This window comes from Paracoccus solventivorans, from assembly GCF_900142875.1.
Taxonomy (GTDB): Bacteria; Pseudomonadota; Alphaproteobacteria; order Rhodobacterales; family Rhodobacteraceae; genus Paracoccus; species Paracoccus solventivorans.
Genome location: NZ_FRCK01000014.1, coordinates 1 through 11,227 on the forward strand (window position 1 = coordinate 1; position 11,227 = coordinate 11,227).

The 11,227-nt window shown below is 65.3% G+C and carries 12 protein-coding genes; 8 read left to right on the forward strand and 4 right to left on the reverse strand.

The features are described 5' to 3' along the window. The first annotated feature begins 370 nt into the window (after positions 1-370). The 5 genes from BUB57_RS15175 to BUB57_RS15195 all read left to right on the forward strand — a co-directional run bounded on the left by BUB57_RS15175 (position 371) and on the right by BUB57_RS15195 (position 4,395). Positions 371-838: a DUF3768 domain-containing protein gene (locus tag BUB57_RS15175; protein WP_084732208.1), complete on the forward strand. Its 468-nt coding sequence runs from the start codon at positions 371-373 to the stop codon at positions 836-838. Positions 839-915: 77 nt separating this feature from the next. Next, positions 916-2,793, forward strand: a complete 1,878-nt coding sequence (locus tag BUB57_RS15180; RefSeq protein ID WP_084732209.1) for a ParB/RepB/Spo0J family partition protein — start codon at positions 916-918, stop codon at positions 2,791-2,793. Between the two features lie 62 nt (positions 2,794-2,855). After that, positions 2,856-3,089, forward strand: coding sequence for a zinc finger domain-containing protein (locus tag BUB57_RS15185; protein ID WP_073068564.1), 234 nt, complete (start codon positions 2,856-2,858; stop codon positions 3,087-3,089). 311 nt (positions 3,090-3,400) lie between these two features. Next, positions 3,401-4,147: an SOS response-associated peptidase gene (locus tag BUB57_RS15190; protein ID WP_327082974.1), complete on the forward strand. Its 747-nt coding sequence runs from the start codon at positions 3,401-3,403 to the stop codon at positions 4,145-4,147. A gap of 38 nt (positions 4,148-4,185) precedes the next feature. After that, entirely contained in the window at positions 4,186-4,395 is a 210-nt protein-coding gene (locus BUB57_RS15195) for a hypothetical protein (RefSeq protein WP_073068565.1), read from the forward strand. A 25-nt stretch (positions 4,396-4,420) separates the two neighbouring features. Here the strand turns inward: BUB57_RS15195 and BUB57_RS15200 are convergent, their stop codons facing one another. The 4 genes from BUB57_RS15200 to BUB57_RS15215 form a co-directional block, all read right to left on the reverse strand. After that, positions 4,421-4,753: a WGR domain-containing protein gene (locus tag BUB57_RS15200; protein WP_234952107.1), complete on the reverse strand. Its 333-nt coding sequence runs from the start codon at positions 4,751-4,753 to the stop codon at positions 4,421-4,423. Beyond that, positions 4,750-5,322: a recombinase family protein gene (locus BUB57_RS15205; protein WP_073068689.1), complete on the reverse strand. Its 573-nt coding sequence runs from the start codon at positions 5,320-5,322 to the stop codon at positions 4,750-4,752. The genes BUB57_RS15200 and BUB57_RS15205 overlap by 4 nt, the downstream gene beginning before the upstream one ends. A 185-nt stretch (positions 5,323-5,507) precedes the next feature. Continuing rightward, positions 5,508-6,569, reverse strand: coding sequence for a CBASS cGAMP-activated phospholipase (locus BUB57_RS15210; RefSeq protein ID WP_073068567.1), 1,062 nt, complete (start codon positions 6,567-6,569; stop codon positions 5,508-5,510). Positions 6,570-6,573: 4 nt separating this feature from the next. Beyond that, positions 6,574-7,704, reverse strand: coding sequence for an SAVED domain-containing protein (locus tag BUB57_RS15215; RefSeq protein ID WP_084732210.1), 1,131 nt, complete (start codon positions 7,702-7,704; stop codon positions 6,574-6,576). Here BUB57_RS15215 and BUB57_RS15220 point away from each other — a divergent pair. The 3 genes from BUB57_RS15220 to BUB57_RS15230 are packed head-to-tail and all read left to right on the forward strand — an operon-like array spanning position 7,688 to position 11,197. Next, positions 7,688-9,040 carry a nucleotidyltransferase domain-containing protein gene (locus BUB57_RS15220; protein ID WP_234952108.1) on the forward strand — a complete coding sequence of 451 codons (1,353 nt, stop codon included), beginning with the start codon at positions 7,688-7,690 and terminating at the stop codon, positions 9,038-9,040. The two genes, BUB57_RS15215 and BUB57_RS15220, sit on opposite strands and share 17 nt — an antisense overlap. After that, positions 9,037-10,764, forward strand: coding sequence for a ThiF family adenylyltransferase (locus BUB57_RS15225; RefSeq protein WP_073068569.1), 1,728 nt, complete (start codon positions 9,037-9,039; stop codon positions 10,762-10,764). Before BUB57_RS15220 ends, BUB57_RS15225 begins: the two co-directional genes overlap by 4 nt. Next, entirely contained in the window at positions 10,739-11,197 is a 459-nt protein-coding gene (locus BUB57_RS15230; RefSeq protein WP_073068572.1) for a M67 family metallopeptidase, read from the forward strand. The genes BUB57_RS15225 and BUB57_RS15230 overlap by 26 nt, the downstream gene beginning before the upstream one ends. The last annotated feature ends 30 nt before the right edge of the window (positions 11,198-11,227 follow it).

Here is an 11,227-nt window from a genome sequence, read left to right on the forward strand (position 1 = left end):
GAGATCCCCGCGGTCGCGGGGATCGCACCTCCGGGGGGATTCGGACGAGCCGAACGCCCCCGGCCTGGTGGGCCGCGCGAAGACGCGCGTCCGTCTCGGGAACCGCCGGTTCCCCCACGCAAGGCCGCGCGCTTGACGGGGGCGAGGGGTTTCCCCGGCCTTCCTCGGCCTGCGGCTCCGTGCAGGCCGGGTGATCCCCCTCCCCTCGCCCCCTACGCGCAACCTTGCGCGGGTCCCCCTCCAGCCCTCGCCGGGAGGCAGGGGTTCAGGAGAGGCGCCGCTTCGCGGTCCTCGCCTGACCCCCCGCCCATCATGGGCACCCCGACCGAGGCAAAGACCGAGGCGGGGCCGTCGCTGGAAGGAGAACGCCATGAACGACGTGGCCTTTGCCACCTATGTCTGCGGCTACTGCGGAGCCGAGCAGTCTGCCCAAGTATCCCCCCGCACTTGTCCGCGCTGTGGCCATTTCGGCCCGGAGCGCGACTTCCCGACCCGCGAGACGCTGACCATCCGGGAGCAGAACGACCGCTTCCGCGCCGGGCTGGTATCCCCCACCGGATGCCCGCTCCCCGGCACCGTTGTCGTCACCGCTGGCGTCCGGGACCGTGGCCGCGACTTCGAGACGGAAGCCTACCTCGCCGCCGCCACCGATACCGCCTTCACCGAGGACAATGACCCGTGGGGCGATCACGGCTTCGGCGTGGTCGAGGTCAATGGCGAAAAGCTGTTCTGGAAGATCGACCTCTACGACCGGGCGCTTGAATACGGCTCCCCCGAGCCCACCGACCCGGCGAGGACGCACCGCGTCCTGACCATCCTGTTCCCCTCCGAATACTGACCGCCCGCACAGGCCCGACCCTGCCCGCCAAGGGCAGGGCACCGGAAAAACCATCGTCGCTTTCAAGGAAATCAGCCATGTCCAACGTCACCGCCCTGCCCTTTGAGACCCGCGCCATCGAGGCCCCCGCCGTCGAGGGCATCCCGCTCCACGACCTCTACCTGTCCGACATGAACCCCCGGCAGGAGGTCGACCCCGAGGGCATCGCGCTCCTGGCCGACAGCATCGCCATGATCGGCCTGATCCAGCCGATCGCGGGTTTCCGCGACGAGCAAGGCAAGGTCGGTATCGTCGCCGGTGGCCGCCGCTGGCGCGCGATCAAGCTGGCGATCGAGCGTGACCCCGAACTGATCGCGCATCGCACGGAACTGACCTTCATCCCGACCCGGTTGGCCCCCGACGCGGCGACCGCTCGCGCATGGGCGGCGGTCGAGAACACGGCCCGCGAGGACCTGCACCCCGCCGACGAAATCCGCGCCTTCGGGCGGATGCGAGAGAGCGGCGCCGATGTGCCGACCATCGCCCGGACCTTCGGCATCACCGAGGCGCATGTCTATCGCCGCCTCGCCCTTGCCGCCCTGCCTGCCCCGGTGCTGGACGCGCTGAAAGCGGGCGAAATCAACCTTGGCGCGGCCAAGGCGTTCACCGTGGCCGACGACGAGGCGCTTGCTCTCACCGTGCTGGACCAGATCAGGAACCGGGAGACGAGCGAGCATCGCATCAAGCAAATGTTGCAGCCGGACGCGATCAACGCCGCCAGCGACCGCCGCGCCCGCTTTGTCGGGATCGACGCCTACCGCGCCGTAGGTGGCAAGGCGACCGCCGACCTCTTTGCCGAAGCGACCCTGCTGCACGACGCCGACCTGCTGAACCGGCTCTTTGCCGAGAAGCTGCAAGCGGCGGCGGACGCCAAGGAAACGGAATGGGCGTGGATCGAGACGCTGGACGAGGCTTATGTCCCCTATGGCATGGCCGAGAAGCTGGCGCGGCTCTACTGCATCGAGGGCGAGCTGACCGAAGAACAGGCGGAACGCTACGACGAACTGGCGGAACTCGCGCAGGCCGAGGTTCTGGACGAGGCGGGCGAGGCCGAACTGGACGCCTTGCAGGCGATCCTCGACGGCGATTTCACCGACGCGCAGCGCCGGTTCGGCGGCTGGTTCATGTGCGTGTCGCAGGACGGCACAATCAGGATGGACGGCCCCTATGTCCGCCCCGAGGACCGCGCCGCCGCCGTCGAGGCCGAAGTTCTGACCGGCCACGCCGCGCGGCAGATCGAGGGGGCCAAGGCCGATGCCCCAAAAACGCCCTACAGCGGCGCACTCGTGGCCGACTTGCGCGCGATGCGGAGCGCCGCAATCCAAGGCGCGATGCTCGACAAGCCGGAACTGGCGCTTGACCTGCTGGCCTACACCTTCGCCGAGAAATGGGGCGGGCCGCTGGCCGTCCGCACCGACGAAAGCCCGATCACGCCCGCCACGGAAACCGGCTTTGCACCCGATCCGCGCTTGCGCGCCACCGAGGGCGAGGAAGAAGGCGAGGACGAGGGCAGCGCGCCCGAGGCTGACCCTTTCGACGCCTTCCGCGCCAAGGGCAAGAAGCACCGCAACGCCGTGCTGGCCCTCGCCCTTGCCCGCAGCCTCAAATACGACGACCGCGATCCGATCTTTGCCAAGGTCGAGGCCGAGACGAAGGCCAGCATCCGTCAGGTCTGGACGCCGACCGCCGAGAACTTCTTTGCCCGCGTCAGCGCCGAGTATCTGGATGCGCTGCATCTGGACCTCACCGGCTGCGATCCGCAGAGGTCCGGCTTCAAGGCGTTCAAGAGCCAGAAGAAGGGCGAGAAGGCGGCAGGGATGGAGCGGCTGTTCACCGACCCCGCTTATCAGGCCGCGTGGAAGATCGACGCCGAGAAGAAGGCCCGCATCGAGGCATGGATGCCCGACTGCTTCTGACCGAAAAATGCGGGCGGCGCTGCCATGCCGCCCGCATCCCTCCGATTGGTGGAGCCACCATCATGCCCGACTTCACCGCGCACGAGCATCCCGTTCTCGCCGTCGCCTGCCCGACCTGTCGCGCAAAGGCCGGAGCCTGGTGCCGCCGCCCGAGCGGGCACGTTGCCAGCGATCTTCACAAGACCCGCCGGATCGAGGCCGACAGGCTGTTCATCGAGCAGCATGGCGAGCTTGCCGCGATCATCCGCGCCGCGCCCGGCTGGCTGATCGACCCGCGTGGTCGCGCTCGTGATTGAGATGTTCAGCCGTGCAGACGTACAGCTGTGAAGATGCCTGGACTAGGTCCTTCCCGTCTGGATCGCCTAGGCGTGGACGCTCCGAACACAACCCCGCCGCCACAGCCGCCAGATCAATGCCGCTTGCGCCCGCCACATTCAGAGATTTCCGCAGGATCATATCTCGGTCGAACTCGAGACCGCCGCGCTGCCCGGCGCAACGCTGCCTGACACCCCCTTCCTTCAGCGACGGAGGACAACTGGCCCCGCCTCGTGCGGGGTCTCCTTTTTGCTCCGGGCCTGGTAGTCCCGCCCTCCCACGGGCCGCGCCCGTGGCCGAGCAGGACATGGCGCTTCGCGCCGAGCCGCTGCGCGGCGGGGGGACCATTGCGCGGCGGCCGCGCGACCGCGATGGTCTGGATGCCGCAGCCGGAGCCCCAGAGATCATGTGCAACTTGTACAGCCAGACGCGCGCTCAGGAAGCCATGCGTCAGCTCTTTCAACACCGGGGCTGGATCGACCGCACTGGAAACCTCGAACCCGGCGACATCTATCCAGATCAACTGGCCCCCATCATCCGCAATGCCGCTGATGGCGGGGTGGAGCTCGTCAAGGCCCGCTGGGGGATGCCGACCCCGCCGCAGCACATGAAGACGCAGCGAGACCCCGGCGTAACCAATATCCGCAACACGGCCTCGCCGCACTGGCGGCGATGGCTGGACCCGGCACACCGCTGCCTCGTGCCGCTGACCGCCTTCGCCGAACCGCTTGGCAAGGGCCGCGGCAATCAGTGGTTCGCACCTGACGACGACTGCCCGGCCTTCTTCGCCGGGATCGAGACGCGGGCTTGGCGCTCCGTCCGCAAGGTCAAGGACGGCGAGACAACCGACGACCTGTTCGGCTTCCTGACCACGAGCCCCAACGCCGAGGTCGCACCGATCCATCCGAAGGCCATGCCAGTGATCCTGACGCGGCCTGACGAATGGGAGGCATGGCTGATCGCACCGTGGACCGAGGCTCGCGCCTTGCAGCGACCTCTGCCGGATGGCGCGCTACGGTTACTCGACCCGCCGAGCTGACGGATTGCGTCGGGCGATTGTTCCTGATATGTTCTTACATGCCCGACCTTCGCCTTACACACACGATCGACCTCATTGCCGACGATGGATCGAGAACGATCCAGCGGCTCGGGGAGGTTGCCAGCTACGCGAGCGCCGAGCTGGTGTTCAAACAGGCCGCTATTGAATGGCCGCGCGGGCGCATTCTCTGGCGGCATGGCGCGCGGATTCTGTGCGACAGCGGCTCTGGCCGGCGGGACGCCCCTTAGTGGTTCCACTGCGCCGCGGCGGCCCTCAAGGCGCGTATCCTCGCCTGCGCTTCGCCCTCAGCAGGATCAAGAAGGCAGCCTCTGCCTGTTGAGGCTCATTGAACCACTCCGTCCGGCTCCGGCCCGAGGTCCCGATCCGCCCCCAGTGACGGACTACCCCGCACTCGCCGAAGAGGCTGGTCGCGAGCTCCAGACCGTAGAACCGATGCATGTTGCAGGAAGGGTCGGCGCGAGTAAGGAGGACGGGCGCCACACCCTGGACCCCGGTCGCATCCTCACCGGGGAACAACATGACTTCAGGAGAAGCAATCGGATGCGCAGCCAGCCAGTCGAGAAGATCGATCTGCTCTTCGCTCATGACAGGCTCTGCCTCCTCGCTGCGGGGAAGTAGGCGTAGAAGGTGGCCCGGCTCACGTCGAGGCGCTTGGCGATCTGCGCCACAGGGATGCTCGGATCCTTGAGGAGCGCCCGGGCCATCGCGAGGTCGTCCTCGGAGAGCTTCCGACGCCGCCCGCCCTTGCGGCCTCTGGCGGCCGCGGCCTTGAGCCCTTCGAGCGTCCGCTCGCGGTTAAGGTCGAGGAAGTACTCGGCGATGGTGCCCAGGAAGTTGAACATGAGCCGCCCCGTGGGGGTCTCGGTGTCCACCGCCTCGGTGAGAGAGCGGAGCCTGACTCCCTGCGCCTGGAGCTTGTGGGCGGTGTCCAGCATCTCGCGCAGGGAGCGGCCCAGCCGGTCCACCTTCCAGACTACGAGCTGGTCCTCGGGGCGCAGGAACCCAAGCGCGGCTTCCAGGGCGGGACGCTTCGTGCCGGCGCGGCCAGACTCCTTCTCCTCGAAGATCCTCTCGCAGCCCGCACGCAGAAGGGCGTCGCGCTGCAGGTCCAGGTTCTGGTCGTCGGTCGAGACGCGGGCATAGCCGATCAGCATGTCAGGATAGTACCTGAACATGGTATGTCGGACAACTGATTTCAGGACACGGTTTCCAGACATAAAAGAGGTACCAAGACGAGGCCTGGTATGGCATCCGCCAAGATGTCCAACATACGAACGTTTGTTTGACACGATGACTGGCTTTCCGGGAGTTGGTCGGCCCGCGCGGCTGACGGCGCCGCCTACTCAGGGCAGGGCGTATAGGGCTGCGCCGGCGTGACGAGGAACTGCTCTGCGATCATATCACCCTTCGCGGCCACGCTCTTCACCGCTGCAGGAACGAGCCCTTCGACAGCCCTCCGCCAATCGTCAAGCTCAATTCGCTTCTCGTTAATCGGGGGGTCGAGGCGCATAACATTAGGGGGCCCGAGCAGCAGCCGTGCCTGGTTCGTCGCGGCAAGCGACTGGAGCCGCATGGCCGCGAAAATCGCATCCTTCCAGAAAAACAACCCACCCAACCGGATCTGCCTCGACGAGATGATGTAAGGATCGTCTCCACCGCCGATCGTCAGAACGTCGATCTGGTTGGACTCAACCGTGAAGCAAGTCAGCGCCTCGATCACTGCTAACATGACCGGGTTGTTGGCCCAAACACCTCCGTCCACCAGGAGATAGCCGCCGCGCTCCAACGGCCGAAAAAAAGTTGGAGCCGCGGCTGTAGCGAGTCCAATTGTCACCATGGGCACGTGCCTGTCGGTCTTGTAGTCAGGGTGATGCGGAGTCTTGAAGACAAAAACCTCGCTGTGGCGACCATCGAACGCCGGCACGATCAGCCGGACCTTGGAGCTTCCGAGGAGCGTACCGGCCCCGAGGCGCTCCCTTAGTAGCGTTTCCAAGGCAACGCGGTCGTAGCGGTAGTGGAGATAGTGCAGGCTGTTACGCCAAACCGCTCTCAAGCGGCCGCGAAAGCCGCTAGGAGGAGGTGGGAAGACCTCGTCCCCGCGCTCGACGTAGAGGTCTTGGAGCTCGCGTCCGCTGAGGCCAGCGCCAAGTCCCAGGCTCAAGATTCCGCCGGTTGACGTTCCCGCTATGAGGTCGAAGAACTCGCCAACAGAGCGACCATTCGTGTAGCGGCGCTCAAGCTCGGCTAAAATCGTGGCGGGAAAAACTCCCCGAACGCCCCCGCCATCGAGAGACAGGATGCGAAACCGCCGGTGCGCGGGCCAAGCCTGTGGGACACGGCGTTGAGGGATCGCTCCCGCTGAGCGAGCCTCTCCAGGTTGGAGGCGTTTGGGTTCAGCCACAGGCTTATGCAATCGTCAACGTGGAAACAAAGCCGCCCACAGTACGGTTCTGATCCCATATGCGCAGCGGTAAGTCCGCTTTTGACATCCAAATGCGCCCCACTTCCACGGCAGTTGAGTTGGGCAATGCCGGGAAGACATTGATTATAGCGTCCTCGCCATGCGCTGCCTTGATGCGGTCAAAGAGGTACCGGACGCGCCGCTTGAACTCTGCGAGGTCTTCTGGGCGGCGCATGATGTCGTTGTGGGGGTTGTCTGCAGTGAGCGACCAAATCTGTACATTGTCCCCGAGTACCGCATGGATGCGGTCGTCGTTGACAGTTGCGCTTAAAGCGAGCTTCAACGCTACGGTCGAGTACCGAGGTTGCGCGGGCTCCCCAGTCTGGAACGTGATCGCGGGCTGGTTCGGCTGCCAGCGCCAAGTCGATGGCTCGCGGTGACGTTGGTGGACCGACACGGGCACGATGTCACCCAGAAGGCGCCCCAGCTCGATTAGTAACGGCTGGGGCGCCAACGCGAAGACGCTAATCTGGTTGATCTCCCTCTGCTCAATACGCTCTTTCACCTTGCGCGCGAACTGCCGCCTCAGGTTGTCTTGTTGGACCTCCCAGTACTTCGCTTCGTGGTCGGCGTACTCGCAGCCGACAAGCTCGATGTCGATCGTCCTACCCTGGGCGGGGTGGCGGTCGGGCGGCATCGCCGCGAAGATCGAGCGGGTCGAGACCAGGGCGTCGTTCCGCCCGATATCGGCCGCGAACCGGATTACGTGTGAGGCACGCTCCTCCGCGATCCCCGTGACAATGGAAATGCGATCCTCGTGCTCCGCCTTCATCTCGAGCAAGATTTCTTCAGGGTGGTCCGCAAGGTAGTCAACGTCAACGCCCTTGTGGTGCGTGGCGCAGAGCAACATCAGGTTTGTGATATCTTGGGCCAACAGAAGCGAGCGAACGGGATCACCCCGCGGCCCTTCCGGGCTGTCGGCCACGATATGGGCGACAAAGCCGAACTTGCCGTCCTCACGCCCTGCGATCAGGTCCCCGATCAACTCGATGTTGCAGCCTCGATACTCGCAGCGGCCTCCGGCCTTTGCCCACAGCGCCAATTGGATCTTGGCCGGAATGCTGGTCTTAGCCATGGCGGTCCTCGCGGTTTTCCGCTACACGGTGTTCACGTTTCATTCACGGAGTCCAGTTGTGGCCGCCAATCAGGAGGACGGTCGCCTCACAGCAGGGATCATGTTCGGGAAGGCTAGTGTGAAAAAACCTGATCTCTCGCCCCAGAGCGAGGAGTACTTGGAGGACCTCGCCGAAGAGCTGAGTGTCCCGACCAGCCGCTACGAGCAGGCGGAGCGCAGCTACAAGTCGCTCGGCGATTGGCTGCACCGGGAAGATTCGACGGTTCGGGAGCATGACCCTCAGGTCTACGTCCAGGGTTCCTTCCGCCTCGGCACAACGATCCGGCCCTCCAACGAGGACGAGGAGTACGACATCGACTCTGTGTGCGAGCTCCGCAAGCTCGGCAAGGGAGAGCTCAGCCAGCAAAGGTTGAAGCAGCTTCTCGGGGCGGAGATCGAGGCCTATCGCCGGGCGAAGAGCATGAACAAGCCCCTGAGGGAGGGGCGGCGCTGCTGGGCACTGGACTACGCGGACGGGGCTCAGTTCCACATGGACGTGGTGCCTGCGCTCCCGGACGCGGCGTCCGTCCGTTCCCTGCTTGAGAGCCGCGGAGTCGATGCGCGATGGGCCTCGACCGCGATCGCCATTACCGACAACCAAGTCTGGAGCTATCCGTACGTTACGGACGAGTGGCCCCGCTCCAACCCGAAAGGCTACGGCGAGTGGTTCAGGAGCCGAATGGCTGTAGCCTTGGAGCGCAGGAAGCGATGGCTGGCCGAGCAGGTCCGGGCGAGCATAGAAGACATCCCTGACTACAGGGTCCGAACGCCGCTTCAGGCCGCGGTGATGATCCTGAAGCGCCATCGCGACCATGTGTTCGCGGACCGTCCCGACGTCCGCCCGATCTCGGTAATCGTTACCACCCTCTCGGCACACTCATACGGGGGCGAGGACACCGTCGGCCAGGCGCTCGCGTCCATCCTCGCGGGAATGGATAAGTACATCCAGCAACGCGCCGGGCAGTACTGGATACCGAATCCCACCGACGAGCTGGAGAACTTCGCCGACAAGTGGGCCGAGCACCCCGAGCGGGCGCAGGCATTCTTCGACTGGCTGGACAGAGCGCGAAGCGACTTCCTCCGTGCTGCGGGCTCGACCGACCGCAAGGTCATCACCGAGACATGGGAACGCGGGGTCGGCTCTGAACTCGCGGATCGCGCCTACCGTCGCCGCCAGCCTCCCGCTCGGCCCACGCTTCTGAAGGTGGCCTCCGTCGCGCCTCCTGGTGCAGCGCTGTCGTTCCCCAACAAGGAGCGGGTTCCGACGAAGCCGCAGGGTTTCGGCGGCGCCGCGTGATCTGGTGGCTTGAGGATCCGGCGCGGGCCCATGCCGAGCGTCGGGGAGTCGCGGAGCTTGCGGAGCAGGCGGGCTGGCTCGGCAACGTGCGATGGTACCTGACCGACGGAGCGGCTCTGTCTGTCGACTTCGATGTCGAGCACGAGGGCGAGGTGATCCCGCTCACGATGACCTACTCGGGCTTCCACCCGAACGCTCCGCCCACTGTCGTACCGCGGGACGGGGCCCGGCTGTCGGGTCATCAGTATGGTGACGGCGGGAGCCTCTGCCTCGAGTTTCGCGCCGATAACTGGACGGCCGAAATTACGGGCGCAATGATGGTGGAAAGCGCCTACCGCCTTTTGGCCAACGAAAGGGGTGCGGCTCCTCGCGAGGTGCCCTCGGCGCATCGTGTCTCCCTGGGACAGAGCGTCCGTGGGACCTCCTTCAGGTTCTTGGTGACACAGGCGGCCAACGAACGGTTGCGGCACATCGAGCCGGGCCGGTGCGTCGAGATCGGCCTCGTCGAGAAGCTCCAGATGGGCGTCGTTACCACGACCGTGACGGAGGTCGACGGCTCGCCCTGGATCGGAGCTTGGCCTGCTGGTGTCCCTGGGACCAGTCGGCGGTGCTATGCCGTTCGGCTCCCACTTGGCGTCCCAATCCCATCCCCGACCAAGGAAGGAGTGGCTTCTCTGTTGAATCATCTGGGCCTCGACGCACTTCGGAAGCGTGTTGTGGAACCTGGCGAGGATATGGACTTCGTCATCTTGACCAGCGAGGAGCCTGCTCACTTCGCCGTGTTCGACGGTGCCGGCGATCGCCATTTCTGTCGCTCGCGCACGCTTATGGTCCAGCCGATCGAGCCTCGTGTCCCCGACAGCTATGCCGCTCTCGCCGGCAAGAGCATCGGCCTCGTAGGCTGTGGGTCGCTTGGGTCCAAGGTGGCCGTCATGCTCCTGCGCGCGGGGCTGCGTCGCTTCACCCTTGTCGACGATGATATTCTCATGGAGGCCAACCTCGCGCGGAACGAGCTCGCCGCGCCTGCCGTCGGCGTCCACAAGGTGGATGCGCTTCGCGCGCGTCTCGTCGAGGTCGCTGGCGAAGTGGAGGTTAGCACGCGCCGCGTCGCACTGGGCGGTCAGGAGAGTGCCGAGTCGACCGAGTCCGTAATGTCGGTCCTGCAGGCATGCGACGTCATCGTCGATGCCACCGCCGACCCTGTTTGCTTCAACTTCTGTGCGGCCGTTGCCCGTGCCGGCCAGAAGCCGATGGTGTGGGGCGAAGTGTTCGGCGGCGGCATCGGGGGCCTCGTCGCGCGGGTCCGGCCGGGGCACGAGCCCGAGCCGCAGGCAGCGCGCAACCAGATCGTGGGCTGGTGTAACGCCCACGGGGTCGCGGCGCCGCTAGCGAGCGCAGCCGCACCTTATGCCGGTACAGCCGGGAACGAGGCACCCCTCCTTGCGGACGACGCGGAGGTAGCCATCGTTGCGGGCCACGTAGCTCGTCTCACCATCGACGTACTGGTCCACCCTGACGAAAGCGCCTTTCCGTCGCCAGCCTATGCGGTTGGCCTCAGCCAATCATGGATCTTCTCGGCCCCGTTCGAGACGTGGCCGATCGAGTTGATTGACGCCGAGTCTTGGAAGATTGGGCGTGACGTGGCCTCCATGGAACAGAGTCTCGAGCTGCTTCGCGAGCTAGTGCCTAATGCCTTCGATGATCACGATCAGCCTACCCAGTGAGCAGCGCGCCAAGCTGAGCGGATGCCTCAGGCGGGCCGGGCGGCGCGAGATCGGCGGGATCCTCATGGGCGAGCAAGTCGCGCCAGACCATTTCCGCATCATCGAATTCTCCGTCGACGCGGTGTCCGGCACGGCCGCCCACTTCGTCCGCAGCCCCAAGCACCACTCTGCGGCACTTGGCGACTTTTTCCGGCGGACCGGAGCGGACTACAGGCGATTCAACTACCTGGGCGAGTGGCATTCGCATCCGAGCTTCCCGGTTCGGCCAAGTTCGGAGGACATCACTTCGATGCAGGGCCTAGTTGACGGGGAGCGAGATATTAATTTCTCTACCTTGCTCATCGTGAGGTTGCGTTGTTGGTTTCTGTTCGAGGCGCGAGCATACATGTTTGTGCGGGAAGCGCCTCGTCGATCCGTTTCGCTGACGCTCTAACGCTCTGAACATCTTGCCTGTATATCTTCA

What these genes read in the sequence shown, in the direction of transcription:
- BUB57_RS15175 (WP_084732208.1), top strand. Translation starts at nt 371, where the DNA reads ATGAACGACGTGGCCTTTGCCACCTATGTCTGCGGCTACTGCGGAGCC.
- BUB57_RS15180 (WP_084732209.1), top strand. Translation starts at nt 916, where the DNA reads ATGTCCAACGTCACCGCCCTGCCCTTTGAGACCCGCGCCATCGAGGCC.
- BUB57_RS15185 (WP_073068564.1), top strand. Translation starts at nt 2,856, where the DNA reads ATGCCCGACTTCACCGCGCACGAGCATCCCGTTCTCGCCGTCGCCTGC.
- BUB57_RS15195 (WP_073068565.1), top strand. Translation starts at nt 4,186, where the DNA reads ATGCCCGACCTTCGCCTTACACACACGATCGACCTCATTGCCGACGAT.
- BUB57_RS15200 (WP_234952107.1), bottom strand. Translation starts at nt 4,753, where the DNA reads ATGAGCGAAGAGCAGATCGATCTTCTCGACTGGCTGGCTGCGCATCCG.
- BUB57_RS15205 (WP_073068689.1), bottom strand. Translation starts at nt 5,322, where the DNA reads ATGCTGATCGGCTATGCCCGCGTCTCGACCGACGACCAGAACCTGGAC.
- BUB57_RS15220 (WP_234952108.1), top strand. Translation starts at nt 7,688, where the DNA reads ATGCTGGTCTTAGCCATGGCGGTCCTCGCGGTTTTCCGCTACACGGTG.
- BUB57_RS15215 (WP_084732210.1), bottom strand. Translation starts at nt 7,704, where the DNA reads ATGGCTAAGACCAGCATTCCGGCCAAGATCCAATTGGCGCTGTGGGCA.
- BUB57_RS15230 (WP_073068572.1), top strand. Translation starts at nt 10,739, where the DNA reads ATGATCACGATCAGCCTACCCAGTGAGCAGCGCGCCAAGCTGAGCGGA.